This is a genomic window from Acidovorax sp., from assembly GCF_016783915.1.
Lineage (GTDB): Bacteria > Pseudomonadota > Gammaproteobacteria > Burkholderiales > Burkholderiaceae_C > Acidovorax.
The window spans coordinates 1-26,588 of sequence record NZ_JADHVT010000017.1 but is presented as its reverse complement, the minus strand read 5'-3'; the positions used below and the strand labels follow the sequence as shown (position 1 = coordinate 26,588).

General features: G+C 65.5%; 26 protein-coding genes. 17 read left to right on the top strand and 9 right to left on the bottom strand.

Annotated features, from left to right (window positions below):
• Positions 1–143: 143 nt before the first annotated feature.
• Positions 144–701 carry a polymer-forming cytoskeletal protein gene (locus tag ISS20_RS05780; protein ID WP_291434612.1) on the top strand — a complete coding sequence of 186 codons (558 nt, stop codon included), beginning with the start codon at positions 144–146 and terminating at the stop codon, positions 699–701.
• A gap of 50 nt (positions 702–751) precedes the next feature.
• Here the strand turns inward: ISS20_RS05780 and ISS20_RS05775 are convergent, their stop codons facing one another.
• Positions 752–1,174 (bottom strand): acyl-CoA thioesterase, encoded by a 423-nt coding sequence (locus ISS20_RS05775; RefSeq protein WP_291434610.1) that lies wholly within the window; start codon positions 1,172–1,174, stop codon positions 752–754.
• 131 nt (positions 1,175–1,305) lie between these two features.
• On the opposite strand from ISS20_RS05775, the gene ISS20_RS05770 reads away from it, so the two are divergent.
• From ISS20_RS05770 to ISS20_RS05760, 3 genes are all read left to right on the top strand, one after another.
• Entirely contained in the window at positions 1,306–3,144 is a 1,839-nt protein-coding gene (locus ISS20_RS05770; protein ID WP_291434608.1) for an ABC transporter ATP-binding protein/permease, read from the top strand.
• A gap of 43 nt (positions 3,145–3,187) precedes the next feature.
• Entirely contained in the window at positions 3,188–4,120 is a 933-nt protein-coding gene (locus ISS20_RS05765) for a 2-hydroxyacid dehydrogenase (protein WP_291434606.1), read from the top strand.
• A gap of 74 nt (positions 4,121–4,194) precedes the next feature.
• On the top strand, positions 4,195–4,527 hold the full coding sequence (locus ISS20_RS05760; protein WP_056745322.1) for a nucleotide pyrophosphohydrolase: 333 nt from the start codon (positions 4,195–4,197) through the stop codon (positions 4,525–4,527).
• A gap of 176 nt (positions 4,528–4,703) precedes the next feature.
• Here the strand turns inward: ISS20_RS05760 and ISS20_RS05755 are convergent, their stop codons facing one another.
• From ISS20_RS05755 to ISS20_RS05745, 3 genes are read right to left on the bottom strand one after another with little or no spacing between them, the layout of a single operon-like run.
• A complete protein-coding gene (locus tag ISS20_RS05755; protein WP_099731254.1) occupies positions 4,704–5,741 on the bottom strand; it encodes a DctP family TRAP transporter solute-binding subunit in 1,038 nt (345 codons plus the stop codon).
• Between the two features lie 38 nt (positions 5,742–5,779).
• Positions 5,780–7,078 (bottom strand): TRAP transporter large permease, encoded by a 1,299-nt coding sequence (locus ISS20_RS05750; protein WP_291434600.1) that lies wholly within the window; start codon positions 7,076–7,078, stop codon positions 5,780–5,782.
• Entirely contained in the window at positions 7,075–7,638 is a 564-nt protein-coding gene (locus ISS20_RS05745) for a TRAP transporter small permease (protein ID WP_291434598.1), read from the bottom strand. Before ISS20_RS05745 ends, ISS20_RS05750 begins: the two co-directional genes overlap by 4 nt.
• Before the next feature lie 218 nt (positions 7,639–7,856).
• Here ISS20_RS05745 and ISS20_RS05740 point away from each other — a divergent pair, with 218 nt between their 5' ends.
• The 6 genes from ISS20_RS05740 to ISS20_RS05715 all read left to right on the top strand — a co-directional run bounded on the left by ISS20_RS05740 (position 7,857) and on the right by ISS20_RS05715 (position 13,195).
• Positions 7,857–8,789, top strand: coding sequence for a LysR family transcriptional regulator (locus ISS20_RS05740; RefSeq protein WP_291434596.1), 933 nt, complete (start codon positions 7,857–7,859; stop codon positions 8,787–8,789).
• A 181-nt stretch (positions 8,790–8,970) separates the two neighbouring features.
• Positions 8,971–9,867 (top strand): amino acid ABC transporter substrate-binding protein, encoded by an 897-nt coding sequence (locus tag ISS20_RS05735; protein ID WP_291434594.1) that lies wholly within the window; start codon positions 8,971–8,973, stop codon positions 9,865–9,867.
• 116 nt (positions 9,868–9,983) lie between these two features.
• On the top strand, positions 9,984–10,883 hold the full coding sequence (locus ISS20_RS05730) for an amino acid ABC transporter substrate-binding protein (protein ID WP_056059342.1): 900 nt from the start codon (positions 9,984–9,986) through the stop codon (positions 10,881–10,883).
• Between the two features lie 108 nt (positions 10,884–10,991).
• Positions 10,992–11,750: an amino acid ABC transporter permease gene (locus ISS20_RS05725; protein ID WP_291434591.1), complete on the top strand. Its 759-nt coding sequence runs from the start codon at positions 10,992–10,994 to the stop codon at positions 11,748–11,750.
• 1 nt (position 11,751) lies between these two features.
• Positions 11,752–12,417: an amino acid ABC transporter permease gene (locus ISS20_RS05720; protein ID WP_291434589.1), complete on the top strand. Its 666-nt coding sequence runs from the start codon at positions 11,752–11,754 to the stop codon at positions 12,415–12,417.
• Positions 12,418–12,457: 40 nt separating this feature from the next.
• Positions 12,458–13,195, top strand: a complete 738-nt coding sequence (locus ISS20_RS05715) for an amino acid ABC transporter ATP-binding protein (RefSeq protein WP_056059339.1) — start codon at positions 12,458–12,460, stop codon at positions 13,193–13,195.
• Between the two features lie 108 nt (positions 13,196–13,303).
• Here ISS20_RS05715 and ISS20_RS05710 read toward each other — a convergent pair whose 3' ends face one another.
• Positions 13,304–14,224: a MurR/RpiR family transcriptional regulator gene (locus tag ISS20_RS05710; protein WP_291434585.1), complete on the bottom strand. Its 921-nt coding sequence runs from the start codon at positions 14,222–14,224 to the stop codon at positions 13,304–13,306.
• 99 nt (positions 14,225–14,323) lie between these two features.
• Here ISS20_RS05710 and ISS20_RS05705 point away from each other — a divergent pair, with 99 nt between their 5' ends.
• The 6 genes from ISS20_RS05705 to ISS20_RS05680 all read left to right on the top strand — a co-directional run bounded on the left by ISS20_RS05705 (position 14,324) and on the right by ISS20_RS05680 (position 21,340).
• Positions 14,324–15,505, top strand: a complete 1,182-nt coding sequence (locus tag ISS20_RS05705; protein ID WP_291434584.1) for a M20 family metallopeptidase — start codon at positions 14,324–14,326, stop codon at positions 15,503–15,505.
• A gap of 43 nt (positions 15,506–15,548) precedes the next feature.
• Positions 15,549–16,538, top strand: coding sequence for a tripartite tricarboxylate transporter substrate binding protein (locus ISS20_RS05700; protein ID WP_291434582.1), 990 nt, complete (start codon positions 15,549–15,551; stop codon positions 16,536–16,538).
• Between the two features lie 130 nt (positions 16,539–16,668).
• Positions 16,669–17,709 (top strand): dihydroorotase, encoded by a 1,041-nt coding sequence (gene pyrC, locus ISS20_RS05695; protein WP_291434580.1) that lies wholly within the window; start codon positions 16,669–16,671, stop codon positions 17,707–17,709.
• Positions 17,694–18,467, top strand: coding sequence for a DUF3025 domain-containing protein (locus ISS20_RS05690; protein WP_291434578.1), 774 nt, complete (start codon positions 17,694–17,696; stop codon positions 18,465–18,467). The genes pyrC and ISS20_RS05690 overlap by 16 nt, the downstream gene beginning before the upstream one ends.
• Before the next feature lie 183 nt (positions 18,468–18,650).
• A complete protein-coding gene (htpX, locus tag ISS20_RS05685) occupies positions 18,651–19,532 on the top strand; it encodes a protease HtpX (RefSeq protein WP_291434576.1) in 882 nt (293 codons plus the stop codon).
• Between the two features lie 224 nt (positions 19,533–19,756).
• Positions 19,757–21,340 (top strand): methyl-accepting chemotaxis protein, encoded by a 1,584-nt coding sequence (locus ISS20_RS05680; protein WP_291434574.1) that lies wholly within the window; start codon positions 19,757–19,759, stop codon positions 21,338–21,340.
• Positions 21,341–21,349: 9 nt separating this feature from the next.
• Here the strand turns inward: ISS20_RS05680 and ISS20_RS05675 are convergent, their stop codons facing one another.
• Together ISS20_RS05675 and ISS20_RS05670 are read right to left on the bottom strand one after the other, a co-directional pair.
• Positions 21,350–22,864 (bottom strand): DASS family sodium-coupled anion symporter, encoded by a 1,515-nt coding sequence (locus tag ISS20_RS05675; protein WP_291434572.1) that lies wholly within the window; start codon positions 22,862–22,864, stop codon positions 21,350–21,352.
• A gap of 172 nt (positions 22,865–23,036) precedes the next feature.
• A complete protein-coding gene (locus ISS20_RS05670; RefSeq protein ID WP_291434570.1) occupies positions 23,037–24,104 on the bottom strand; it encodes a helix-turn-helix domain-containing protein in 1,068 nt (355 codons plus the stop codon).
• 123 nt (positions 24,105–24,227) lie between these two features.
• Between ISS20_RS05670 and ISS20_RS05665 the strand changes: the two genes are divergently transcribed.
• A complete protein-coding gene (locus tag ISS20_RS05665) occupies positions 24,228–25,571 on the top strand; it encodes an amidohydrolase (protein ID WP_291434568.1) in 1,344 nt (447 codons plus the stop codon).
• A 32-nt stretch (positions 25,572–25,603) separates the two neighbouring features.
• Here ISS20_RS05665 and ISS20_RS05660 read toward each other — a convergent pair whose 3' ends face one another.
• Positions 25,604–26,146 carry a VUT family protein gene (locus ISS20_RS05660; RefSeq protein WP_291434566.1) on the bottom strand — a complete coding sequence of 181 codons (543 nt, stop codon included), beginning with the start codon at positions 26,144–26,146 and terminating at the stop codon, positions 25,604–25,606.
• A partial coding sequence (locus ISS20_RS05655) for an FAD-dependent protein (RefSeq protein WP_366827691.1) occupies positions 26,143–26,588 on the bottom strand: 446 nt, incomplete at its 5' end. The genes ISS20_RS05660 and ISS20_RS05655, both read right to left, overlap by 4 nt.

The following is a 26,588-nucleotide window of genomic DNA, read 5'->3' as shown; positions in this document are numbered from 1 at the left end:
GCGTTGCCATGCGCCGGATGTGTGATCCCGCAAGCCTTGCAAGCGCATGCTACGAGAGAACCGTTTGGTTACCGTTCTTGCGTAACCAAGGCATCTTTCACGGGGCGCGATACCTACGATGACTCTCTTTTCAAGGAGATCTGATGGCCGTGCAAAACCCTTTCTTTGGCAAGCGTGAACCCGAGTCGTTCCAACCCCGTAACAGCACCACCTCAGGCTCCGTATTGGGCGGCACTGCGGCCAGCAGCGCCGTACCTGCGCAGCCGGTGCCTGCTCCGGCTGCTCCCAAATCGGGCAGCGCCAGTGACAGCTCGGGCAGCAAGCTCACCGTGGGCCCGAATATCAAGCTCAAGGGCGTAGAGATCACCGACTGCGACACGCTCGTGGTCGAAGGCACGGTCGAGGCAACGATGGATTCACGCGTGATCCAGATTGCTGAGCATGGCGCCTTCAAGGGCTCTGCCGAGATCGACATTGCCGAGATCCATGGCGAGTTCAACGGCACACTCACCGTGCGCCAGAAGCTGGTGATCTACAGCACCGGCAAGGTCAACGGCAAGATCCGCTACGGCAAACTGGTGGTGGAAGAGGGCGGTCAGCTGGCGGGTGAGATCGAGGCCGGTTTTTCCGCATCGTCGTCCAGCAGTACACAGCGGGCAGCAGCCCCCTTGAGGGCTGAGCCAGCCGCGCTGGCAGCCTGATCGGCACTAACAACCGCGCCCCGATAGGCGCGGTCATTCCGTTCGGTGGCTCACGCCGGCGCGTTGTGCTTGGGCACTGGGCGCGGCCTGCCTTGGTCGTCGATGGCCACATAGGTCAGGCGCGCCTCCGTCACCTTCACATACCGGCCCTGGTCGGTAAATCGTTCGGCATACACCTCCACCTCCACGGTGACCGAGGTGTTGCCCACCCGTGTGATGGCCGAGAAGAACGACAGGATATCGCCCACGCGCACGGGCTGCTTGAAGATGAATTCATTGACCGCCACTGTGGCCATGCGGCCCTGGATGTAGCGGGCCGGCAGCACAGAGCCCGCCAAATCCACCTGCGCCATCACCCAGCCGCCAAAGATGTCGCCATTGCCATTGGTGTCGGCGGGCATGGGGATGACCTTGAGCACCAGTTCCTTGTCGGTGGGCAATGCGGCGGGTGGTGGGCTGAAAACGGCAGACATGGGCACAATCTCGGTTGGGGCTGAGCCAATCCTTGTCGGAACCTGGGGTTTTGCAAGGCGGCTGGCCCGCAAAAAAACCACCTTGGCATCAGCCGGGTCGGTAAAAACAACAACAACCGGAATTGTCCCCCATGCGCCACCTTGGCGAAACCGCCCCCCCCACCCCTGGCACGCCCGCGCCCCCCAAGTCCGACTGGGTCACGCTGAGGCGGCTCCTCCCTTACCTGTGGCAATACAAGTGGCGCGTGGTGGCGGCCATTGTGTTCATGGTGGGCGCCAAGCTGGCCAACGTCAGTGTGCCGCTGCTGCTCAAGACACTGGTGGATGCGATGGCGTTCAAACCTGGCGACCCGGTCGCGCTGCTGGTGGTGCCGGTGGGCTTGCTGGTGGCGTACGGGGCGCTGCGCCTGTCCACCTCGCTGTTCACCGAGCTGCGCGAGCTGGTGTTTGCCAAGGCCACGCAGGGCGCGGCGCGGTCGATTGCGCTGCAGACGTTTGAGCACCTGCACGCGCTCAGCCTGCGTTTCCATCTGGAGCGGCAGACCGGTGGCATGACCCGCGACATCGAGCGTGGCGTGCGCGGCATCGAGTCGCTGATCTCTTTCACCCTGTTCAACGTGGTCGCCACGCTGGTGGAGGTGGTGCTGGTGCTGTCGGTGCTGGCCATCAAGTTTGACGCCTGGTTTGCGTGGATCACGCTGGCGGCGCTAGCGCTGTACATCCTCTTCACGGTGCTGGTGACCGAGTGGCGCACCCAGTTCCGCCGCGAGGCCAATGAGTTCGACTCGGCCGCGCACTCCAAGGCCGTGGACTCGCTGCTCAACTACGAGACGGTCAAGTACTTCAACAACGAGGGCTTTGAGGCACGCCGCTACGACGAAAGCCTGGAGCGGTTGCGCCTGGCCCGCCTAAAAAGCCAGACCACGCTGTCGATGCTCAACACCGGCCAGCAGCTCATCATTGCCGTGGGCCTGGTGGCCATGCTGTGGCGCGCCACACAGGGCGTGGTCGATGGCCGCATGACGCTGGGCGACCTCGTCATGGTCAATGCTTTCATGATCCAGCTGTACATCCCGCTCAACTTTCTGGGCGTGATCTACCGCGAGATCAAGCAGAGCCTCACCGACCTGGACAAGATGTTCACGCTCATGGACAAAGAGCGTGAAGTGGCCGACGGACCCGGCGCCCAGCCGCTGGCGGGGCTGAACCAGCCCACCGTGCGCTTTGAGGACGTGCACTTTTCCTACGACGTGCGCCAAGGCAGCGACCTCAGCAGCGGCCGACCCATCCTGCAGGGCATCAGCTTCGAGATCCCGGCGGGCAAGACGGTGGCGGTGGTGGGGCCTTCGGGTTCGGGCAAGTCCACACTGGCCCGGCTGCTGTTCCGCTTCTACGACATCCAGCAGGGGCGCATCACCATTGCGGGGCAGGAGATCCGTAGCGTGACGCAGGCGAGCGTGCGCCAGGCGATTGGCATCGTGCCGCAGGACACGGTGCTGTTCAACGACACCGTGGCCTACAACATCGCCTATGGCCGCACTGGCGCCAGCCAGGATGAGATTGAGGCTGCCGCCCGCGCCGCCCGCATCCATGACTTCATCGCCAGCACGCCCAAGGGCTACGCCACCATGGTGGGCGAGCGCGGGCTCAAGCTCTCGGGCGGTGAAAAGCAGCGCGTGGCCATTGCGCGCACCCTGCTCAAGAACCCACCCATCCTGATCTTTGATGAAGCCACCAGTGCGCTGGACTCCGCCAACGAACGCGCCATCCAGGCCGAGCTGCAGGGCGTGGCGCAGAACAAGACCACGCTGGTGATTGCGCACCGCCTCTCCACCGTGGTGGACGCCCACGAGATCCTGGTCATGGACGCTGGCCGCATCATCGAACGCGGTACCCATGCACAGCTGCTGGCCCTCGGCGGTCGCTACGCCAGCATGTGGTCGCTCCAGCAAAGCGATGCTGCCGCCTGAGCGGCACCCCTCTCTCTTTCATTTGTTTCGCGATTTGTAATCCATGAAGCCCGTCCTTCTTGCCCTCATGTTTTTGTCTGAAGAGCACATCGCCCAGATGGCCCAGACCTTTGAAGTGATCTACGCCCCCGATGCATCGCAGGCCGCCACTGCCATCGCGCAGCACGGCAGCCACGTGCGTGTGGTGCTCACCATCGGTGCGGTGGGCCTGAGCCCGGCGCAGATCGATGCGCTGCCCGCGCTCACACTCATCTGCGCGCTAGGCGCAGGCTACGAGAACGTGGCGGTGGCCCATGCCAAGGCGCGCGGCATTGTGGTGGCCACGGGCGCGGGCACCAACGACGACTGCGTGGCCGACCACACCTGGGGTCTGCTGATCGCGGCGCAGCGCCGCATCCTGCCGCTGGACAAGGCCACCCGTGCCGGCATCTGGCGCACGGCCTTGCCGTTGCCGCCCAATGTGTCGCACAAGCGGCTGGGCATCATCGGCCTGGGCACCATCGGCAAGAAGATTGCCCAGCGCGCGCTGGGCTTCGAGATCGAGGTGGGTTACCACAACCGCAGTGCACGCACCGATGTGCCTTACCGCTACTTTGCCGATGTCACGGCGCTGGCCGAATGGGCGGACTTCCTCGTGGTCGCCACGCCGGGCGGCGCGGGCACCAGGCACCTGGTCAACGCAGACGTGCTGAATGCGCTGGGCGCGCGCGGCGTGGTGGTCAACATTGCGCGCGGCAGCGTGATCGACACCGCCGCCCTGGCGGCTGCGCTGCGCGAAGGCCGCATTGCTGCGGCGGGCCTGGATGTGTACGAGAGCGAGCCTACGCCCCCTGCCGAGCTGCTGGACCTGGACAACGTGGTGCTCACGCCCCATGTGGCGGGCTGGTCGCCCGAAGCGGTGCAGGCCTCGGTGGACCGGTTCATGGAGAACGCCCGGCGCCATCTGGCGGGTGAGGCGCCGGTCACCCCGGTGTGACCGGATTTGAGGCTGTGCAGGTCGGTAGCGATAGTGGAATATGCGCTGCTAGCTATTGAATCAGGAGCAATGGAATGTCTGTCGATCTGACGGCGCTGCAGACCCGGTTGCGCGCGTTTGCGGCGGAGCGGCAGTGGCAGCCGTTCCACACCCCCAAGAACCTGGCGATGGCGCTGATGGTCGAGGCGGCCGAACTGGCGGAGATCTTTCAGTGGATGACGCCGGAACAGTCGCTCGCCGTGCGTGAGGACCCGGCGCTGAAGGAGCCCATTGCCGATGAGGTGGCCGACGTGCTGCTGTACCTGCTGCAGCTCGCGGACCACGCGGGCGTGGACCTGGCGGAGGCAGTGGAGCACAAGCTGCGCAAAAACGCGGTCAAGCACCCAGTTCCCGATGATTTGAAGTGAAAGTGGTCGGTGGCGCTAGTGCAATATGCTTGTGATGCTATCAAATTGATAGTTAAATGGCGGATGCAGCACCAGGGCCCGTCTTCAGGTCTACCCAGCAAAAAGCCCCGCCATGGCGGGGCTTTGGCAAACACCGGGCGACTGCCACGCACCGGTGCCGAGTCCACCCAAAAGGGTCATTTCTTGCGTGCAGCAATGGCCTTCTCGGCAGAGCCCACGAGGTCGGCACCGATCTGGCCCTTCCACTTTTCGTACACGGGGCGCGTGGCCTTCACGAACGCGTCGCGCTCGGCGGCCGACAGCTGCGTGACGGTCACGCCGTTGGCGGCGATTTCCTTGAGCAGGGGCTTGTCAGCCTCGACCATGCCCTTGCGGGCGATGGCGATTTCTTCCTTGCCGGCGTCGATGGCGGCCTGCTTCACGATCTCTCGGTCCGCAGGGGTCCACGAAGCCCAGATGTCCTTGTTCACCACGAACACCAGCGGGTCGTTCACGTAGCCCCACATGGTGATGTGCTTCTGCGCCACGGTATGCAGCTTGGCGGCCTGGTACACGGCGATGGGGTTCTCCTGGCCGTCCACGGCGCCGCTGGCAAAGGCGGGCTGCGCGTCGGCCCAGCTCATTTGTGTGGGGTTGGCGCCCAGGGCGGTGAAGGTGTCGAGGAACAGGGGTGAGCCCACCACGCGGATCTTCAGCCCCTTGAGGTCGGCGGGGCTCTTGATGGCCAGCTTGGAGTTGGAGATTTCGCGGTAGCCGTTTTCACCCCAGGCCAGCGGCACGACACCTGCCTTCTCCAGCGTGGTGAAGATCTGCTTGCCCACGTCGCCTTGCGTCACTGCATCGACGGCAGCGTAGTCGGGGAACAGGAAGGGCAGCGAGAACAGGTTGAGCTGCTTGACCTGGGGCGACCAGTTGATGGTGGAGCCCACGGCCATGTCGATCACGCCCTGGCGCAGGGCGCTGAACTCGCGCGTCTGGTCGCCCTGGATCAGCGACACCCCGGGGTAGAGCTTGATGTTGATGCGGCCCTGGGTGCGCTCGCGCACCTTGTTGGCCCACAGCTCGCCGCCCTTGCCCCAGGGGAAGGCCGTGCCCAGCACCAGCGACATGCGGTACTCGCTCTTGTACGCAGTCTGCGCGATGGCGGCTGGGGCGGTAAAAGCCAGGGCGGCGGCAGCGGCCACGGCAGAAGTGAGGAAGGTGCGCAGTTTCATTGTTTCAGTCTCCTGGTTAGAAAATCATCGGCAAGGGGTCAGTAGCCCAGCTTGGCGGGCAGCCACAGGGCCAGTTGCGGGAAGGCGATCACGGCCACCATCACGAGGAACATGGCGAACAGCATCCAGCCCACCCAGCGCACGGTCGATTCCATGCGCACACCGGCAATGCGGCAAGACACCATCAGGTTCACGGCCAGTGGAGGCGTGAACTGACCCAGGGCCACCTTGAGCGTGAGGATGACGCCAAACCACACCGGGTCCCACTTGTAGTGCTGCATGATGGGCAGCAGCAGCGGCACAAAGATCAGGAAGATCGAGATGCCGTCAAGGAACATGCCCACCGTGATCAGCAGCACGATGAGCAGCGCCAACACGCCGTACTCGCCCAGGCCCGAGTTCACGATGGCGTTGGCCACCGGGTCGATCACGCCCAGCGTGGACAGCGAATACGCAAAGATGCCCGCGAGCGACACCACGATGAGGATCACGGCGGACAGCTCGCCCGATTCGCGCAGGATGGGGAACAGGTCGCGCACACCAATTGTGCGGTGGATCACCATGCCCACAAAGAGGCCGTAGAAAACCGCGACCACGGCGGCTTCCGTCGGCGTGAACCATCCGGCGCGCATGCCGCCCAGGATCAGCACGGGCGCGGCCAGGCCCCAGGTGGCCTCACGCAGGCTCTTCCAGAATGGGGGGCGGGGCATGGTGGCTTCGAGCGCGCCCATCTTGTGTTTGCGCGCCATCCACACGGCGGGCACGATCAGCGCCACACCGGCCAGGATGCCCGGGATCATGCCGGCCGCAAACAGCGCGGGCACCGAGGCGCCGGGCACCAGCACCGAGTAGATGATGAACGCGACCGATGGCGGGATCAGGATGTCCGTGGCGGCGGCTGCCCCCACCACGCTGGCCGAGAACGAGGGCGGGTAGCCCGCGCGCGACATGGCCGCGATCATCACCCCGCCCACAGCAGCCGCATTGGCCGGGCCCGAGCCCGAGATGCCGCCCAGGAACATGGCCACGGCAATCGCCACCAGCGGCAGCATGCCCGGGCCACGCCCGACGATGGCCACGGCAAAGTTCACGAGCCGCAGCGCCACGCCCGAGCGGTCAAAAATCGAGCCGACCAATACGAACATGGGGATGGCCAGCAGCGGGTATTTGCCCAGCCCGGCGTAGAAGTTCTGTGGCACGGCCAGCAGGCCGAACCACTGGCTGTCGGCATTGGCCAGCGCGATGGCGGCGGCACCGGCCAGCCCCAGCGCAGCGCCAATCGGCACGCCCACAAACATCAGGCCCAGAAAGGCCACAAACAGCAGCGTTGCGATCATGGTTGCGCATCCTCGTGCGCAGGGGCGGCATCGCTGCCCGTGCCGCGGCTGCGGCGGATGAACAGCCCGATGGCGCGTGCCGTGATGAGCGCGGAGAACACGGGCAGCCAGATCGAATACCACCACTGCGGCACGCCAATGCCGGGCGAGGTCTCGCCGAAACTGTAGTCGTCCCATACCACGCGAACACTCAGGACGGCGATCACGCCAAACAGCAGAGCCACGGTGGCCGCGCCCAGCATCGACAGGCGCTTGCTGCGCAGGGCAGAGCCGCCCTCGGCAAAGTACTCGATGCGGATGTGCTGGTCGCGCGCCACGGCGGCCGAGCCTGCGATGAGCGCCAGCGCGATCATCAGGAACACCGAGATTTCTTCGGTCCAGGCGAACGAGGAGTTGGTGAAGTAACGCACCAGCACGTTGGCAAAGGTGATGAGTGCGAGGGCCGCCATGACGATGACGGTGAGCCAGTCTTCAAGGCGCAGCGAGCGGGGCTCGGCCTCGGGACTCGCGGCGCCGGGCAGTGCGTCGGTCGCAGGCCCTTGGGGGGAGGAGGAGGACATGGGGCAGGGGGAAGGAGGAGAACAAACACGGGGGCATGCGGGTCGCCCTGCCCGGCAGTGTTGTGCACCAGGGGCCTCGACGCGGAGCGCTGTAGGCGCCGCTTTCTATTATGCGATGGGTTGCTATGCATGCACACCATTGGTGCGCCGTGCCAGCACTGTGTAAACCCTCATGCCCCTGTGCGGCACGCTTCGGGTGCCGCGCGGATAATGCGCCGATGGAAACCAAGTGGCTTGAAGATTTCGTCAGTCTCGCGGAAACCCGCAGCTTCAGCCGGTCAGCGCAGCTGCGGCATGTGACCCAGCCAGCGTTCTCGCGGCGCATCCAGGCGCTGGAGGCCTGGGCCGGTACCGACCTGGTGGACCGCAGCTCCTACCCCACCCGGCTGACCCCGGCCGGCAAGACCCTGTACGACCAGGCCCTGGAAATGCTCCAGTCGCTGCAGAACACGCGCGCCATGCTGCGCGCGCACACCAGCGCAGGCAAGGACATGATCGAGTTTGCCGTGCCCCACACGCTGGCGTTCACGTTCTTTCCGGCCTGGGTCTCCAGCCTGCACGACAAGTTTGGCCCGTTCAAAAGCCGCCTGATCGCGCTGAACGTGCACGACGCCGTGATGCGCCTTGTCGAAGGCGGGTGTGACCTGCTGATTGCCTACCATCACCCTTCGCAACCGTTCCAGCTCGATGCCGACCGCTATGAAATGGTCAGCCTGGGTCAGGAAGTGCTGTCGCCCTACAGCAAGGCCGACGCCGAAGGCCAGCCCGTGCACCGCCTGCCCGGCCGCGCGGGGCAGCCGTTGCCCTACCTGGGCTACGCGCCCGGCGCCTACCTGGGACGGGTGACCGAACTCATCCTCAAGCAGTCGCAAACGCCCATTCACCTGGAGCGCGTGTACGAAACCGACATGGCCGAGGGCCTCAAGGCCATGGCGTTGGAGGGGCACGGGGTGGCCTTTTTGCCGCACAGTGCCGTGAAGAAGGAGCTGCGCTCGCGCCGCCTGGTCAGCGCCGCGCCCCCGGATGCCGAAGGCCTGCAAATGACCATGGACGTGCGTGCCTATCGCGAAAAACCCAACGGCAAGGACACCCCCAAGGGCACGGCACAAGCGCTGTGGGCCTACCTGCAGGCCCAAGCGGCCTCATGCTAAGGGTAAATACGGACATAAACACTTTGCATAGTTGTGCGCGCAAACGGCATTGGAATTTCACCGTAACGACACGTACAGTCTGCCCCATCGCCGGATCGGTGGAACGCAGCGTGTGCCTTGGCAGGGCCCCACGGTGGCACGAAGATTGCAAACCCGGTTCATTCCGTCACAGAGGCATCGTATGAAAGTTCAGCATTGGGGATTGGCCTGGGGCCTCGCAGCACTGTGCTGTGCGGTCGGTGCATCTGCGCAGGCCAGCGTGCTGGAGCGCGTGGCTGGCGGCGGCAAGCTGGTCATCGCTTACCGCGAATCCTCGGTGCCTTTCTCGTACATCGACAGCCAGTCAGGCAAGCCCGTGGGCTACGCGCTGGACCTGTGCCTGCGCATGGCCGAGCTGGTGCGCAAGAAGACTGGCAAGAAGGACATGGAGATCGAGCTGGTGCCTGTCACGCCGGCCAATCGCATCGCCATGATCGAGCAGGGCAAGGCTGATATGGAGTGTGGCTCCACCACCAACAACGCCGAGCGGCGCCAGAAGGTGGCCTTCACCATTCCCCATTTCATCACCGGTGCCCGGCTGCTGGTCAAATCCTCCAGCGCCATCGACCGCGTGGAAGACCTCAATGGCAAGAAGCTGGTGTCCACCAAGGGCACTACGCCCCTGAAGGCCGCCGACCAAGCCAACCGCGAGCGCCTGATGGGCATCACCATCGTGGAGGCACCCGACCATGCCAAGGCGGTCGAGATGGTCGAAAAAGGCGAGGCCGATGCATTTGTGATGGACGACGTGCTGCTGTACGGCCTGGCTGCCGGGCGGCCCGACCCCAAGGCGCTCAAGGTGGTGGGCCGCTTCATGACCACCGAGCCACTGGCCATCATGCTGCCCAAGAACGACCCCGAGTTCAAAAAGCTGGTGGACGAGGAAATGCGCCGCCTGATTACCAGCCGCGAGATTTACCCGATTTACGACAAGTGGTTCAACAAGGCCATTCCGCCAAACAATACCGTGCTGAACCTGCCGGTCAGTTACTTGTTGCGCGACTTCTGGAAATACCCTACCGACCAGGTCCCGTTCTGACTAATATCCCTGGTTGCGTGCTACCCCTTTTTGGAGTGCGGTTCTGACCGGTTACCCCCGGCAGGCCCCTGTCTCTAAAATCCCCCCTTTTTCGTTTTCAACACAAGGAGATCCCTATGAAGAAACATTTGCTCGCGGTTGCCGTGACCGCCTTGGCTGCAGGCAGCGTATTTGCCCAAGCCAATGACACTCTGGCCAAGATCAAGGCCTCCGGCAGCGTGACGCTGGGCGTGCGCGAGTCTTCGGGTCTTTCGTACACGCTGGGCAACGGCAAGTACGTGGGTTTCCACACCGAAATGGGCGAGATCGTTTTGCACGACATCCAGAAGCAACTGGGCTTGCCCAAGCTGGATATCAAGTACCAGCCCGTGACATCGCAAAACCGTATTCCGCTGGTGACCAACGGCACCGTGGACCTGGAGTGCGGCTCCACCACCAACAACGCCGCCCGCCAGAAGGACGTGGCGTTTGCCGTGACTACCTATGTGGAAGAAGTGCGCACCGTGGTGAAGGCCAACTCGGGCATCACCTCGATCAAGGACCTGAACGGCAAGACCGTGGCCACCACCACCGGCACGACCTCCGTGCAGACCCTGCGCAAGCACGAACGTGCTGGCGGGATCGACTTCAAGGAAGTGTTTGGCAAGGACCACGCCGACAGCTTCCTGATGCTGGAAACCGGCCGTGCTGACGCGTTCGTGATGGACGGCTCCATCCTGGCTGCCAACGTCTCCAAGTCCAAGAACCCTGCCGATTACAAGATCGTGGGCGAAGTGCTGTCGGTGGAACCCATCGCCTGCATGTTGCGCAAGGACGACCCTGCGTTCAAGAAGGCCGTGGACGACTCCATCAAGCGCCAGATCGCCGACGGCTCGCTGGCCAAGCTGTACGACAAGTGGTTCATGCAACCCGTGCCACCGACTAACACCAAGATCGGCCTGCCGATGTCCGACGCTACCAAGGCAGCTTGGGCATCGCCTAACGACAAGCCCATGGAAGACTACGCCAAGAAGTAAGCTCTGCAACGCTTGTGCCCCTTCGGCCAGCCGGTTTGAAGGGGCTTTTTTGTTGGGTCGGCCAAGGGTGGCCCCCAGCGCAAAACCAAAAATTAAAGGGGTGCTCCTATGAGTTGGGATTGGCAGGTGTTCTGCCAGGACACCATGGACCGGGAAGTTGTGCAGAGCTGCTTTGGCAAAGGCGGCGAGATCACCTACCTGGACTGGATGCTGTCGGCCTGGGGCTGGACGGTGTCCGTTTCGCTGCTGGCCTTGCTGCTGGCGCTTGTGTTGGGTTCATTCATCGGTACGCTGCGCACCTTGCAGGACCGCCCGATGATCGTTCGCCTGGGCAATACCTGGGTCGAGCTGTTTCGCAATATTCCGCTGCTGGTCCAGATTTTCCTGTGGTACCACGTGCTGCCCAGCCTGTTCCCTGTGCTGCGGGGCGTGCCCGGTTTTGCGCTGGTGGTGCTGGCGCTGGGCTTTTTCACCTCGGCACGTATTGCCGAGCAGGTGCGCTCGGGCATTCAGGCCCTGCCACGCGGCCAGCGATATGCCGGCATGGCCATGGGTTTCACCACCTTCCAGACCTACCGCTATGTGCTGCTGCCCATGGCTTTCCGCATCATCATTCCGCCGCTGACCAGCGAGACGATGAACATCTTCAAGAACTCGTCCGTGGCGTTTGCCGTGTCGGTGGCCGAACTCACCATGTTCGCCATGCAGGCGCAGGAAGAAACCTCGCGCGGCATCGAGGTCTATCTGGCGGTGACCACGCTGTACATCATCTCGGCGTTTGCGATCAACCGCATCATGGCCTCCATTGAAAAGCGCGCACGCATCCCTGGCATGGTCGTGAGTGGCGCGGCCGGAGGGGGGCATTGATATGAATCTCGATTTCTCCTTCTACAACTGGGACCTGATCTCCAACTTCGTGCTCAAGGGGCTGTACTTCAGCCTGATCCTCATGCTGGTGGCCACCGTCGGGGGCGTGCTGTTTGGCACCGTGCTGGCGCTCATGCGCCTGTCGGGCAAGAAGTGGCTGGATGTGCCCGCCACCATCTACGTCAACGGCATGCGCTCCATTCCGCTGGTGATGGTGATCCTTTGGTTCTTCCTGCTGGTGCCAGCCATCATCGGCCGCCCCATTGGCGCGGAAGTGTCGGCGGTCATCACCTTCATCGCCTTTGAGGCGGCGTACTTCAGCGAAATCATGCGCGCTGGCATCCAGTCCATCCCACGCGGCCAGGTGTATGCCGGCCAGGCACTGGGCATGACGTATGGCCAGAACATGAAGCTGGTGGTGCTGCCACAGGCGTTCCGCAACATGCTGCCCGTGCTGCTCACGCAGACCATCATCCTGTTCCAGGACACGTCGCTGGTCTACGCCATTGGTGCCTACGACATGCTCAAGGGCTTTGAAGTGGCAGGCAAGAACTTTGGTCGTCCGATCGAGGCGTACCTGGCCGCTGCGGTTCTGTACTTCATCATGTGCTACGCGCTGTCCTGGGCGGTCAAGCGCCTGCACCAGAAGATCGCGATCATCCGCTGATCGATGCTGGTGCTAAAGAGATTGGATTGAGGAAAAAGAAATGATCGAACTCAAAAACGTATCCAAGTGGTATGGCCCGGTGCAGGTGCTCAACGAGTGCTCGGCCACCATCAACAAGGGTGAAGTGGTGGTGGTCTGCGGCCCCTCGGGCTCCGGCAAGTCCACGCTCATCAAGACCATCAACGCGCTCGAACCCTTCCAGAAGGGCGAGATCACGGTCGATGGCGTGAAGCTGCACGACCCCAGCACCAACCTGCCCAAGCTGCGCAGCCGCGTGGGCATGGTGTTCCAGCACTTCGAGCTGTTCCCCCACCTGTCGGTGACGGACAACCTGACCATCGCGCAGATCAAGGTGCTGGGCCGCAGCGCGGACGACGCCAAGAAGCGGGGCCTCAAGATGCTGGAGCGTGTGGGCCTGATCGCCCACAAGGACAAGTTCCCCGGCCAGCTCTCGGGCGGCCAGCAGCAGCGTGTGGCCATTGCGCGCGCCTTGTCGATGGACCCCATCGTGATGCTGTTCGACGAGCCCACGTCTGCACTCGACCCCGAAATGGTCGGCGAAGTGCTGGACGTGATGGTGGGCCTGGCCAACGAAGGCATGACCATGATGTGCGTGACCCACGAAATGGGTTTTGCCCGCAAGGTGAGCAACCGCGTGATCTTCATGGACGTGGGCGGCAAGATCCTGGAAGACTGCTCCAAGGACGACTTCTTCAACAACCCCGACGCTCGCCAGCCCCGCACGAAGGACTTCCTCAACAAGATCCTTCAGCACTGAACGGTGCTTGCACCCCCCGTGCCGCAAGGGTTTGGGGCTACAAAAAAGCGCTCTCCGGAGCGCTTTTTTCATGGGGCCACCCAAGGCTGAACGTCTGCTGCGCACAGGCTAGCGCTTACTCCGCCGACCGGCTGGCGGGTGGCCTTCCACGATCAGTTGCGACTCGAAATCAGTCCAGAGATCGTCGCGCCGCTTCAGTGCCTCGGACACCGCCTTGTGCCGCTGCTGGGCCACGGCCGACACCAGCGCATTGCACAGGAAGAACGCGGCGGTGTACGAGTCGAACGGCGATGCGTTGGACGTGCGCACCTGCAGCCGGTGGTGGGACAGCGCGGCCAGTGGAGCCGCAGCGCTGTCGGTGATGGCCAGCACCTGGGCGCCCGCGTCGCGAAAACGCTGCGCCACTTTCACCGGCCCGCTGGCGTAGCGGCGGATGCTGAAGACCAGCAAGGCGTCCTCTGGCTGGATCCACAGCAGCTGGTCGGTCGCGTCCACGGCGCCGGCTCCCAGTTCGTGCACGCCGGGTCGGCACATGTTCAGGTGCAGTGCCAGCCAGGCGGCCACCGGGGCGCTGTTGATCTGCGCCAGCACAAAGATCCGTCCCTTGCCCTGTGCGATGCGCGCCACCATGGCCTCGAACGCCACCATGTCCAGCCCGTCGCGCGTGGTGGTGAGGTTGTGCTGGTCGTGCAGCAGCGCGTCGTCCACACACTGCTGCAGGCTGCGCCGGGTGCCGATGGTGACCGGCGCGCGCTGCCCCGCCGTTTGCAGCAGGGCCGTCACCTCGGCCCGCGCCTCGCGCTGGGCCTCGGCATAGCTGCCGTAGCCCAGCTTGGCAAACAGCCGCACCACGGTCGATGCACTGGTGCCGGTGCGCGCAGCAAGGGCGGTGGCGGACTCCAGCAGGGCGTGGGGGTAGTCGCGCCCCAGGGCCTCGGCCAGCGCCCGTTCGCTGGCGGTCAGGTCGGCGTCCTGACGGGCCAGCCGCTCGGTCAGCAAGGCGCTGGATTCGTGCAATGATGATTTCATAAAATTCTCATTCGTGCAAAATACGTTGCAGAAGCCCGGGTCGCGTGCAACACTGCGGCCCAAATTTTGCCCCTACCTGGGGCTTGCCCAAGGACAACGATGCTCAATACCCTGAACGAAGGTCTGCTGCCGGTGCGTGCGCAGGTCCTGGACTGGCTGGCCAGACAGCAGCAGTCCATGCAAGACCTGTTGCAAAAAGTGGTCAATATCGAGAGCGGCAGCCGTAATGAGGCGGGCGTGAAGGCCGTCGCCCATGCCCTGGCCGAGCGCCTGCAGGCTGCCGGTGTGCCGGTGCAGTTTGAGCCCGTACCCGGCTATGGCGTGCTGCTGCATGCGCAGGTCAACCCGGCCGAGGGCGCTGCAGCCGGTGGCGCGCCCATCATCCTCATGGGGCACATGGACACGGTGTTTCCGGATGGCACCGTGCCCACACGCCCCTACCGCGAAGAAGCCGGGCGTGCCTACGGCCCCGGCGTGGCAGACATGAAGTCCGGCTTGGTGCTCAACGTGTTTGTGGCCGAGGCCTTTGCGCGCTGCGGCGGCCTGCAGGCGCCGCTGCACCTGTTCTTCTCGTGCGATGAAGAGATCGGTTCGCCCGCCACGCGTGACCTCATCATGGCCCGCGTGCGGGGGGCGCGTGTGGTGTTCAACGCCGAGCCGGGCCGTGTCAGCGGCAACGTGGTCACCAGCCGCAAGGGCTCGATGGTGGTGGAGTTCGAGGTGCAGGGCGTGGCCGCGCATGCAGGCATCAACCACGCCGCTGGCGCCAGCGCCATCGAAGCCCTGGCCCGCAAGACCCTTGCGCTGCATGCGCTGACCGACCCCGCCACGGGCGTCACCTGCAACGTGGGCGTGGTGCAAGGGGGCATCGTGCCCAACATGGTGGCCCCCCACGCCCGCGCTGAGGTGGACCTGCGCTTTACCTCCGACACCAACCCCGACGAACTGCTGGAGCGCGTGCGTGCCATCGTCGAAGAAGAGTCCGTGCCCCGCACCCAGGGCCGCATCACCACCACGCGCCGCACCCTGCCCATGAAGCCCACCCCGGACAACCTGCTGGCGCTGTATCAGCAGGGCGCGCGGTCACTGGGCTTTGAGGTGCAAGGCGAGTTCACTGGCGGCGCTGCCGACAGTGGCCTGACCGCATCGGTGGGCGTGCCCACGCTGTGCGCCACGGGCCCGGTGGGCGGCCACGCACACACCGAACGCGAGTACTGCGAGCTGTCCACCTTTGTGCCACGCGCGCAGGCCGTGGCGCTGGCCGTGCTGGCGCACCCCTGATTTTTGTACCTCCTCCCCCCCATTTTTGAGTTCTTTGACCGTCATGCACACCACACCTTCCCGTCGCCACCTCCTGACCACCGGCCTGGGCCTCGCAGGCCTTGCTGCATTGCCCGCCCTGGCGCAGGACAAATTCCCGTCGCGCCCGATCACGCTGGTGGTGCCGTTCCCGCCCGGCGGGTCGGTGGACATCATGGCGCGCCAGTATTCCGAGCCGCTGTCGCGCGTACTGGGCGTGCCCATCGTGGTGGAAAACCGCGCGGGCGCCGGGGGCTCGGTGGGCGCGCAGTATGTGGCGCGCTCCAAGGCCGACGGCTACACCCTGGTGGTCTCGTCGCAAAGCAGCCACCTGGCCAACCCGCTCACCCAGCCCAAGATCGGCTACGACCCCATCAAGGACTTTGAAAACATCGCCATCCTGGGCCGCCAGCCCAACGCGCTGGTGGTGCACAGCAGCCTGCCGTTCAAGACCTTCAAGGAGTTCATCGACTACGCCAAGAAGAACCCCGGCAAGCTCAACTACGGCAGCGGCGGCGTGGGCAGCATGGGCCAGCTCAATGTGGAAATGCTCAAGGTCTCCACGGGCGTGTTCACCACGCACATTCCCTACCGTGGGGGCACGCCGCTGATCACGGGCGTGCTGGGCAACGAGGTGCAGTTCATTCTCGACAACCTGGTCATCATGTTGCCGCACATCCAGGCGGGCAAGGTGCGCGCCCTGGCCGTGGCCGCCGACCAGCGCCTGCCGCAGCTCCCCGATGTGCCCACCATGGCCGAGGTGGGTCACCCCGAGCTGAACCTTACCTCCTGGACCGGTCTGGCCGCCCCGGCCGGCACGCCCGAGGCTGTGGTGCAGACCTTGTACAAGGCCGTGCGCCAGGTGGCCACGTCGCCCGCCATGGTGGCCAACCTCAAGGACCGCGGCGTGATCGTGCCGGAAGAGATGCCGCCCGCTGCGTTCGAAAAGATGATGGCCGACCGCATGGTGAAGTTCGGCGCAGTCGTCAAACGCGCGGGCATCACCGCCGAATAAACCGGTCCACCGGCCCGTAGCGCGCCGGCTTTGAGCGATTTTGCTCGGTGGCGCTACGTTCATATGCCTCGACAGCTATGAAAATGAGAGCGTTTGGGAGCCTCTTGCCCACAATGGGACAATCACACCCATGACTGCAGCCCCCCAAACCCTCACCATCACCCGCCCCGACGACTGGCACCTGCATGTGCGCGACGGCGAGCCTCTGCACACCGTCGTGCCGCACACCGCCGCCCAGTTCGGCCGCGCGATCATCATGCCCAACCTGCGCCCACCGGTCACCACGGCCGAGCAGGCCCTGGCGTACAAGCAGCGCATCTTGGCCGCTGTGCCCGCTGGTATGAGCTTCGAGCCGCTGATGACGCTGTACCTGACGGACAACCTGCCGCCCGAAGAAATCGTGCGTGCCAAGGCCGCTGGCGTGGTGGCCTGCAAGCTCTACCCTGCAGGCGCCACCACCAACAGCGACGCGGGCGTGACCGACATCCGCAAGACCTACAAGACGCTCGAAGCCATGCAGAAGGCCGGCATGCTCCTGCTGGTGCACGGCGAGGTCACCAGCAGCGACATCGACCTGTTCGACCGCGAGGCCGTGTTCATCGAGCAGCAACTCATCCCGCTACGCCGCGACTTCCCCGAGCTGAAGATCGTCTTCGAGCACATCACCACCAAGGACGCGGCCGACTACGTGATGCAGGCCGACCGCTACACGGCCGCCACCCTCACCGCGCACCACCTGCTGTACAACCGCAACGCCATCTTCATCGGCGTCGTGCGCCCGCACTACTCCGGCCTGCCGGTGCTCAAACGCGAAACGCACCGCGTGGCCCTGGTGCAGGCCGCCACCAGCGGCAGCAGCAAGTTCTTTCTGGGCACCGACAGCGCACCGCACCCGGCGCACCTCAAGGAGCACGCCACCGGCTGCGCGGGCTGCTACACCGCCCACGCGGCCATCGAGATGTATGCCGAGGCATTCGACAACGCCGGTGCGCTCGAAAAGCTCGAAGGCTTTGCCAGCTTCCACGGCCCAGACTTCTACAGCCTGCCGCGCAACACCGGCACCATCACCCTGCGCCGCGAGTCGTGGACACCGCCCGACAGCTTTGCGTTTGGCGAGGCCGAACTCAAGCCCCTGCGCGCCGGTGAAGCCCTGCCGTGGCGGCTGGTGTAAGTCAGCCTTTCGACGCCATCGACTGGAGCGCCCCTTGGCTGGCGCCGTGGCGCGCCCTGGGCCAACCCCTGGCCCAGCAGCTGCTGCAGGATGAACTATCGGTGCACCAGGCATTGCAGACCGCAGCGCCACAGGCTGCCCCGGTAGTCTTTGTGCCCCAGTCCGCGCTGCCCGAAGGCACCGCCTACGAGCAATACATCTGGGACACCCGCCGCGTGCCCACGCGCGACAACCTGCACGACTTCTTCAACGGCCTGGTCTGGCTGCAGTTTCCGCGCACCAAGCGGCGCCTGAACCAGCTGCAGGCCCAGGCCCTTGCCGCCGATGGCGTGCAGGCCGTGCGTGGCCCGCTGCGCGATGCCGTCACGGTGTTCGATGAAAACGGCGCGCTGCTGCAGGCGCCTGATGCCCTGTGGGATGCGCTCCGGGCGCGGGACTGGCAGCGCCTGTTCATCGACCTGCGCCCGCTGTGGGCCGAGGCCCGGCTGGTGCTGTTCGGGCACGCACTGCTCGAAAAGCTGGTTTCCCCGCGAAAACCCATGGTGGCGCATGTATTTCATGCGCCAGTAGCTATGAATTCAATAGCGGATGTGGATGGCTGGCTGGCCGATCAGGTGGACGCCTCGGCATGGTCCACCAAGCCCTTCACGCCGCTGCCGGTGTTGGGCGTGCCCGGCTGGTGGCCTGCCAACGAGGCGCAGGGCTTTTATGACGATGCGCAGGTGTTCCGGCCCTTGCGCGCAGCGCCTGTGCCGTAATTCCCGCCAAGCCTTGTGTGATAAGGCCTTGGCCGGGGTTTGCACCTACCATAGCGCGATGCAATCGCGGCCATGGGGCGGGTGCCTTTGCCACCCAGGGTGGCGGCGCTTGAAGCGCGGCCCCCGGCCCCCATCTGAGCCAGCAAACACTCGTTGTTGTTTACCCCACGGAGAAACCATTCCATGAAGCGGATCCTTTTGTTTGTGATGACCAACCTGGCCGTCGTTGTCGTGCTGGGGGTGGTGGCCAGCCTGCTGGGCGTCAACCGATACCTCACGGCCAACGGGCTTAACCTGGGCGCGCTGCTGGGCTTCGCGCTCATCATGGGTTTTGGCGGCGCGATCATCTCGCTGCTCATCAGCAAGCCCATGGCCAAGTGGACCTCGGGCGTGCGCGTGATCGATGGCTCCGGCTCGCCCGATGAGCGCTGGATCGTCGAGACGGTGCGCAAGTTCGCCGACCAGGCCCAGATCGGCATGCCCGAAGTCGGCATCTTTGAAGGCGACCCCAATGCGTTCGCCACGGGCGCGTTCAAGAACTCGGCGCTGGTGGCCGTGTCCACCGGCCTGCTGCAGGGCATGACGCGTGATGAGGTCGAGGCCGTGATCGGCCACGAGGTGGCCCACATCGCCAACGGCGACATGGTGACCATGACGCTGATCCAGGGCGTGATGAACACCTTCGTGGTGTTCCTGTCGCGTGTCATCGGCTACGCGGTGGACAGCTTCCTGCGCAAGAACGACGAAAACAGCTCGGGCCCCGGCATCGGCTACTACGTGACCACCATCGTGCTCGACATCGTGCTGGGCTTTGTGGCCGCGATGATCGTGGCCTGGTTCAGCCGCCAGCGCGAGTTCCGCGCCGACGCAGGCGCTGCCCAGCTGATGGGCCGCCGCCAACCCATGATCAACGCCCTGGCCCGCCTGGGCGGCATGCACCCGGGCGAGCTGCCCAAGAGCGTGGCAGCCATGGGCATTGCCGGTGGCATTGGCAAGCTGTTCAGTACCCACCCGCCCATCGAAGAGCGCATTGCTGCGCTGCAAAACGCTCAGCAGCAGCAATAACCCGCTGCAGGCGCTGCGCCTGACCGACCCGAGGGCCGCCACAGTCTTGCACTGTGGCGGCCTTTTTTGTGGGTGCGTTGCGGCTGTTGCTTTGGCGCTCCGGCAGGGTGGGGCCTGTTGTGGGCCGGCTCAAGGACTTGTAACCTTTTGTCGATACATTCCCGACGGGTGCCACCCTGAACGGTAGGCCCGCGTTGTCCCATTCACCCTCACGAGAGCCTCCCATGTCCATCTCTCACGCACGTGTTGCCGTCCGCCTGGCCTTGGCCTTTGGTGTGGTCTGCCTCGTCATGTCACTTTCGGCGGCGGTGGGCATCTGGCGGCTGGCCGGGCTGCAGGACATTGCGGACGATCTGGGGGGGGCATCGTCCGAGCGCGCGCTGCTGGCGCGCGAGCTGCACGCCATCGTGGTGCTCAGCTCCGCCCGTGCCGAAACGCTGCTGGAGATCGACAACAACCCCGCCTACGCCGCGCGCATCGATGCGGACCGCAAAACCACCTCGGCCCGTTCGTCCGAGGTGCGCAAGCGCCTGGACGAGCTGGCGGCAGACCCGGAATCGCAGGCCTTGTTCGACGCCATTGACAAGGCCGGCAACGGCTTCCGTACGGTGCGGGACGATCTGGTCAAGCGCCGCAAGGCGGGCGAAGCCTTGCCGCCCGACGCCATTGCCAAGCAGCTGCGCCCTGCCGCTGACGCCTATGCCGCAGCCGTGGACAAGCTGGCCGACTACCAGCGCCAGCGTGTGGCCGAGGCGCGCGCCGCTGCGGCCCGCAGCGAAAGCCAGGGCATCACGCTGCTGGCAGCGGGCTCGCTGGTGGGCCTGCTGCTGAGCCTGGCCTGCGCCTGGCTGCTGTCGCGCTCCATCCTGCAGCCCCTGGCCCATGCGTCCGAGGTGACCGACCGCATTGCCGAAGGCGACCTCACCTCCCCCGTGCCCGCGCCGCAGGCGGGCAACCGTGACGAACTGCAGGCGCTGCTGTCGCGCCTGGGTGGCATGCAGGCGCGGCTGGCCGAGCTGGTGGTGGGCATGCGCCAGGCCAGCACGTCGGTGGCCGGGGCCAGCAGCGAGATTGCGGCGGGCAACAGCGACCTGTCGGCCCGCACCGAGCAGACGGCCTCCAACCTCGAAGAGATCGCCGCCAGCATGGAGGAGCTGCTGGCCACCGTGCGCCACAGCGCCGATGCCGCTGCGCAGGCCAGCACCCTGGCTGCCGGTGCCAGCAGCGTGGCCCAGCGCGGGCGCGAGGCGGTGGACCGCGTGGTGGGCACCATGGACGGCATTGCCCTGTCGTCACGCCGCATTGCCGACATCACCAGCGTCATCGATGGCATTGCGTTCCAGACCAACATCCTGGCACTGAACGCGGCCGTAGAAGCCGCCCGTGCGGGCGAGCAGGGCCGGGGCTTTGCGGTGGTGGCCAGCGAAGTGCGCAGCCTGGCCCAGCGCTCGGCCACGGCAGCCAAGGAGATCGGTGGGCTCATCAGCGACAGCGTGCGGCAGGTGGACGAGGGCACGCAACTGGTCCACGCCGCTGGCGGCACCATGGGCGAGATCGTCCAGTCCGTGCAGCAGGTGGCCACCATCATTGGCGAGATCAGCACTGCCGCCCGCGAGCAGACCACGGGCCTGAGTCAGGTGGGCGAGGCGGTCTCGCAGCTCGACCAGATGACTCAGCAGAACGCCGCGCTGGTCGAGGAGTCGTCCGCCGCCGCCCAGGGCCTGCGCGTGCAGGCGCAGCAACTGGCCGAGCTGGTGGAGGCCTTCCGCCTGCCTGCAGCCGCTGGGGGCCAGAAGGCGCTGCGGTAAGCCTGCAGGTCAGGTGCGGGTCACCATCAGCCCCAGCCAAGGCCAGTAGGTCAGCGCAAAGACCACCAGCAGGATCACCCCGGTCAGCGTGATCACGATGCCGGTGCGCACGAAGTCGTGCGCGTCAAAGGTGTCGGTGCCGTAGGCGATCATGTTCTGCGGCGCGTTCACCGGCAGGATGAACCCGAAGCTCACCACAAACTGCAGGATCATCGTCATGCCCACGATGTTGATGCCAGGCGTCTGCACGGTGGACAGCACGCTGATGACGATGGGAATCATGGTGGACGCCAGCGCCGTGGCGCTGGCAAAGCCCAGGTGAATGACGATCAGGAACGCGGACAGCAGCATCAGGATGGCGAAGGCCGGCGCCATCTGCAGTCCCAGGTGGCCCACGATGAGCTGGGCCAGCCAGCCCGCCGCCTTGGTCTGCAGTAGCGCAGAGCCCACGCTGATGCCCACCGCGAACAGCACCACCGTACCCCACGGGAACCCCTTTTGCGACTGCTTCCAATCCATCACGCCGATGCGCGGAAACAGCATCAGCGCCACGGCAGCAATGGTGGTGGAGGTGGTGTCAAAGTCGTGCAGCACCTTCTCGGTGGACCAGAACCCCAGCAGCACCAGCACCACGGCCAGCAGCTTCCACTGGTTCAGCGTCATCGGGCCCAGTTCGGCCAGTTGCTGCCGAATGGTCTCCTGCCCGCCCGCAATTTCCTTCATCTCTGGCTTCATCATGCGCGTCATGATGAAGAACAGCGCCACCGTCATCAGGGCTGCAAACGGGGCGGCCGCCACAAACCATTCGCCCCAGGTGATCTGCGCACCGAGCTGCTTTTCGATGAAGCCGATGGCCACCATGTTCTGCGCCGCAGCGGTCTTGATACCCACGTTCCAGATGCTGGCCGTCTGCGCCGTGGTGATGACCAGCAGCGCGGCAAAGCGGCTCTTGCGGTCTACCTTGAAGGCCAGCACAAAGCCCATCATGATCGGCATCAGGCAGGCCACGCGCGCCGTGGTGCTGGGCACGATGAACGACAGCAGAAAGCCCACCACCATGGCCCCGATCACGATGTGGTGGGTCTGGGCGCCGACCTTGGACAGCACCGTGAGGGCAATGCGCCGGTCCAGCCCCGTGGCGGTCATGGCCGACGCGATGAAACACGCGGCAGCGACCAGCGCTACGGCGCTGTTGGCAAAGCCCGAGAGCGCGAGGTTCAGCGCCGCGCCCGTGCCCATGTCCGCGCCATCGGGTTTGGCCACGCTGGGTGCGTAGGCCAGCAAGAACACCATCAGCGCGGCGATCACCACCGCACTCACCGAGTATTCGAGCGCCTCGGTCATCCAGACGATCACCGCGAACGCAAGGATGGCCAGCATGGTCTGCCCCGCCACTGGCAACCCGGCCGGGGTGGGCAAGGCCAGCACGGCCAGCAGTGCCACCAGGGCGCCGAGCAGGCCGAGCCGTTTGGCGAGGCTCGCCGATGCGGGGGCGGGGGATGTGGTCGGTGCGGCAGTGGACATGGGGGGCTCCGGTGAGGACGCGCTGGGCGCGAATCCTTGCGCCGCGCGTGCGGATGCATGGCTGGCCCAAGGGCTTCCAGTGTTGCCCGCTGTCCGCTGCGGGTGTTGATTCAGGTCAAGGAGGGACGGTGGTGGGGCCGCGTTCGCAGCGGGACAGAGAGGCTGCTGCGTCTCAAGCCCCCACATCCACCCGCCAGCGCCTGCGCGGCGCGCGCAAGGCATGGCGCTTGCGGTACTCCCCCGGTGCCATGCCTGTGTAGCGCACAAAGATGCGCCGGAACGCGGCGGGATCGCTGTAGCCGCAGGCCATGGCAATGCTGGGCACGCTCTCCAGCGTCACCTCCAGCAGCACCTTGGCGCGTGCACACCGCAGGCTGTGCAGGTGGTCCAGCGGCGACTGCGACAGCTCCTGCTGAAAGTGCCGCAGCAAGGTGCGCGGGCTCACTGCCGCTGCCTCCGCCAGTCGGGCCAGCGAGTACGGCTCGTCCAGATGGTTCTCCATCCAGGCCATGGCGCGGGCCAGGGTGCTGTCGCGTGTGGCGGGGATGTGTTGCTGCGCGTTGGCCTGCAGGGCGGCACGGGCGCGGTCGTGGTCGAGCCGCAGCACGCTGGCGCAGGTCTGGGCCAGCGCATCGCCCAGCGCATGGCGCACCAGGGCAATCGCCATCTCACCCAGGCTGTGGGGCAGCGCGCAGCTGAGCCAGGGGCCGTCATCGCTCAGGTCGTGGCCGGCGTCCAGCCCCACCTCGGGAAAGTCCCGCTCAAACCCGGCCAGGTAGAACCATGGCAGGCAGCCGCGGCGGCCCTGCAGGCGCCCGCTCTGCGCCGCCAGCCAGGCACCATTGCCCACGGTAAGCACCTTGTGCCCGGCATCCAGCGCAATGCCGATCTGGCGTGAGAGGGCGCGGTGGCGCGCCGCCACATCGCGGATGGCCGGGATGTCGGCCGCGTGGAACGAGGGAATGAACCAGGCCTGTGCGGGGCCGTCGGCCGGCGCCGCCGTGGGCTGCGTGTAGGCCGCCAGCGGGCCTGGCTGCTGCGGCAAGGGCTGGCCCTGGGCATCCAGCAGCCGCCAGGCCAGGCGGGGCGAGCCTGCACCGCCCCGCAGGCCGGCCAGCAGGTTGGCGCCGCGCAAGAGGTCGATGAACTGCAGTGCATTGCCCACCGCCGATTCGGGCAGCAGCGGGATGTCGATGCGAAAAACCGGGGCCGTCGCAGACAGGACAGAAGAACGGGGCATGGCGATATTGGCTCTGTGGATGGCCATTTTCGCTTGTATGCAGCGCGGGGTGGACTCTTAGCATGAACGAGCGTTTTTTTGCTGCGTTCCCTTTTGTTTTCACTTCCTGCACGGATCTGCCTCATGCACAAACCCCTCTCTGCCATCTCGCTGGCCACCTGCTTGCTTCTCAGCGGGCTCACGTTCGCATCGTCCGCCCAGGCCCAGGCCCTGGATGCCGCCGGCCTGCAGGCCATCGACGCCGCCGTGACGGCCGTGGCGCCCAAGATGGTCAATTGGCGCCGCGACATCCATTCCCACCCCGAACTCTCGGGCCAGGAAGTGCGCACCGCCAAGCTCGTGGCCGAGCACCTGAAGAAACTGGGCATGGAAGTGCAGACCGGCGTGGGCGGTACCGGCGTGGTGGGCACGCTCAAGGGCGGCCTGCCCGGCAAGGTGGTGGCCCTGCGCGCCGACATGGACGCACTGCCCGTGCTGGAGAACACCGGCCTGCCCTTTGCGAGCAAGGCCAAGGCCAACTACCTGGGCAAGGAAGTGCCTGTGATGCACGCCTGCGGCCACGACGCCCACACCGCCATGCTGATGGGCGCGGCCGAGGTGCTGGCGGGCATGAAGGCGCAGTTGCCTGGCACCGTGAAATTCATCTTCCAGCCCGCCGAAGAGGGCGCGCCGGTGGAGCCCGACGCCAACGGCAAGGTGCCCAGCTTCGGCGCCAAGGCCATGATCGAAGCCGGTGCACTCAAGGACGTGCAGGCCATCTACGGCCTGCACATCACCTCCAACCTGCCCGGCGGCGTGGTGGGCTACCGCAGCGGCCCGCTGATGGCCGGGTCGGACAACATCACCATCCATGTGGAAGGGCGCGGCGGCCATGGCTCGTCGCCCTGGGCCACCATCGACCCCATCGTGGCTGCCAGCCAGGTGGTGATGGGCCTGCAGACCGTGGTGAGCCGCCAGCTCAACATCAGCCAGGAACCGGCCGTGGTCACCATCGGCCAGATCCAGGGCGGCACGCGCTACAACATCATCCCCGACAAGGTGGAGATGATGGGTACCTTGCGCACGTTCGACGAAGACATGCGCCAGGAAGCGCTCAAGCGCATCACCACCACGGCCGAGTCGATTGCTGCTGCCAGCGGCGCCAAGGCCAGCGTGCGTTTTGGCCCGGTGGCCTACCCCGTGACCACCAACCCCGCGCAGCTCACGCAGGCCTCGCTGCCCGCGCTGAACCTGGCGATGGGCGGCAAGACCATGGTGATCCCCAAGGTCGCTGGGTCCGAAGACTTCTCGGAGTTCCAGAAGGTTGTGCCGGGCTTCTTCTACTTCCTGGGCGCGCCGCCCAAGGGCAAGGAATTTGCCAAGGCCCCGCCCAACCACTCTGCGCTGTTCGACATTGACGAAGACCAGCTGCCCACCGGCGTGCGCAGCCTGGCCGCGCTGGCCGTGGACTTTTTGCAGCGCAAGTAAAAAGAAGCGGAAAGAAGAGGGCGCCGTGCGGCTCAGGCCGCGCGGTGGGGTGGGGCTAGCTGGCGGCCGATGAGCAGGCGAAACGGCAGCAGCAGCGCCACCCCCAGCCCCAGCTTCACACCCAGGTCACCCAGCGCCCAGGTGATCCACGGGTCGCTGGTGCCTGCAAACGCAATGCTCCAGAACACGGCGGTGTCCAGCACCGCTGCGAGCAGCGTGGCCACCAGCGGCGCGCGCCACCAGGTGCCGTGGCGCAGCCGGTCGAACACGCTGATGTCCAGCCACTGTGAGAGCAAAAACGCGGTGCCCGATGCGATGGCAATGCGCAACGGCGCCAGCACCAGCGAGGCCGCAACGGCCACCGCAAAGCCCACCCACGCCACCCGCCGCGCCTGCTGCGGGCCGTGGGCGCGGTTCACCAGTTCGCTCACCAGAAAGGCCACCGGGTAGGTGATGGCGCCCCAGGTGAGCCAGTCATTGAGGGGGAACTGGACCAGGATGTTGGACGCCAGCACCACGGCGGCCATGGCCAGGGCCGCCGCTGCAAACTGCGCCAAGCTGGGCGCCCGCATCATGCTGCCGCGCCGAGCAGGCTGCGCGCCACGGCCTCGCCGACCTTGATCCCATCCACGCCAGCCGACAGAATGCCGCCCGCGTAGCTGGCGCCTTCGCCCGCCGGGTACAGGCCGGGCGTATTCAGGCTTTGCAGGTTGTCGCCGCGGCCAATCTTGAGCGGCGACGAGGTGCGTGTCTCCACGCCCGTCAGCACCGCGTCGTGCATGTCAAAGCCCTTGATCTTGCGACCAAACACGGGCAGTGCCTCGCGCAGCGCCTCGATGGCGTAGCCGGGCAGGGCAGCGTGCAAATCGCCCAGCGCCACGCCGGGCTTGTACGAGGGCTCCACGCTGCCCAGCAGGGTCGAAGGCTTGCCCGCGATGAACTCGCCCACCAGCTGGCCCGGCGCACTGTAGTCGCGCCCGCCCAGCACAAAGGCGTTCGATTCGAGCTGGCGCTGCA

Coding starts and splice junctions, on each gene's coding strand:
- ISS20_RS05740 (WP_291434596.1), top strand. CDS start 7,857: ATGGAAACCAAGTGGCTTGAAGATTTCGTCAGTCTCGCGGAAACCCGC.
- ISS20_RS05660 (WP_291434566.1), bottom strand. CDS start 26,146: ATGATGCGGGCGCCCAGCTTGGCGCAGTTTGCAGCGGCGGCCCTGGCC.
- ISS20_RS05770 (WP_291434608.1), top strand. CDS start 1,306: ATGCGCCACCTTGGCGAAACCGCCCCCCCCACCCCTGGCACGCCCGCG.
- ISS20_RS05675 (WP_291434572.1), bottom strand. CDS start 22,864: ATGTCCACTGCCGCACCGACCACATCCCCCGCCCCCGCATCGGCGAGC.
- ISS20_RS05725 (WP_291434591.1), top strand. CDS start 10,992: ATGAGTTGGGATTGGCAGGTGTTCTGCCAGGACACCATGGACCGGGAA.
- ISS20_RS05765 (WP_291434606.1), top strand. CDS start 3,188: ATGAAGCCCGTCCTTCTTGCCCTCATGTTTTTGTCTGAAGAGCACATC.
- ISS20_RS05670 (WP_291434570.1), bottom strand. CDS start 24,104: ATGCCCCGTTCTTCTGTCCTGTCTGCGACGGCCCCGGTTTTTCGCATC.
- ISS20_RS05680 (WP_291434574.1), top strand. CDS start 19,757: ATGTCCATCTCTCACGCACGTGTTGCCGTCCGCCTGGCCTTGGCCTTT.
- ISS20_RS05710 (WP_291434585.1), bottom strand. CDS start 14,224: ATGAAATCATCATTGCACGAATCCAGCGCCTTGCTGACCGAGCGGCTG.
- ISS20_RS05720 (WP_291434589.1), top strand. CDS start 11,752: ATGAATCTCGATTTCTCCTTCTACAACTGGGACCTGATCTCCAACTTC.
- ISS20_RS05735 (WP_291434594.1), top strand. CDS start 8,971: ATGAAAGTTCAGCATTGGGGATTGGCCTGGGGCCTCGCAGCACTGTGC.
- ISS20_RS05665 (WP_291434568.1), top strand. CDS start 24,228: ATGCACAAACCCCTCTCTGCCATCTCGCTGGCCACCTGCTTGCTTCTC.
- htpX (WP_291434576.1), top strand. CDS start 18,651: ATGAAGCGGATCCTTTTGTTTGTGATGACCAACCTGGCCGTCGTTGTC.
- ISS20_RS05700 (WP_291434582.1), top strand. CDS start 15,549: ATGCACACCACACCTTCCCGTCGCCACCTCCTGACCACCGGCCTGGGC.
- ISS20_RS05775 (WP_291434610.1), bottom strand. CDS start 1,174: ATGTCTGCCGTTTTCAGCCCACCACCCGCCGCATTGCCCACCGACAAG.
- pyrC (WP_291434580.1), top strand. CDS start 16,669: ATGACTGCAGCCCCCCAAACCCTCACCATCACCCGCCCCGACGACTGG.
- ISS20_RS05760 (WP_056745322.1), top strand. CDS start 4,195: ATGTCTGTCGATCTGACGGCGCTGCAGACCCGGTTGCGCGCGTTTGCG.
- ISS20_RS05750 (WP_291434600.1), bottom strand. CDS start 7,078: ATGATCGCAACGCTGCTGTTTGTGGCCTTTCTGGGCCTGATGTTTGTG.
- ISS20_RS05715 (WP_056059339.1), top strand. CDS start 12,458: ATGATCGAACTCAAAAACGTATCCAAGTGGTATGGCCCGGTGCAGGTG.
- ISS20_RS05780 (WP_291434612.1), top strand. CDS start 144: ATGGCCGTGCAAAACCCTTTCTTTGGCAAGCGTGAACCCGAGTCGTTC.
- ISS20_RS05730 (WP_056059342.1), top strand. CDS start 9,984: ATGAAGAAACATTTGCTCGCGGTTGCCGTGACCGCCTTGGCTGCAGGC.
- ISS20_RS05705 (WP_291434584.1), top strand. CDS start 14,324: ATGCTCAATACCCTGAACGAAGGTCTGCTGCCGGTGCGTGCGCAGGTC.
- ISS20_RS05745 (WP_291434598.1), bottom strand. CDS start 7,638: ATGTCCTCCTCCTCCCCCCAAGGGCCTGCGACCGACGCACTGCCCGGC.
- ISS20_RS05755 (WP_099731254.1), bottom strand. CDS start 5,741: ATGAAACTGCGCACCTTCCTCACTTCTGCCGTGGCCGCTGCCGCCGCC.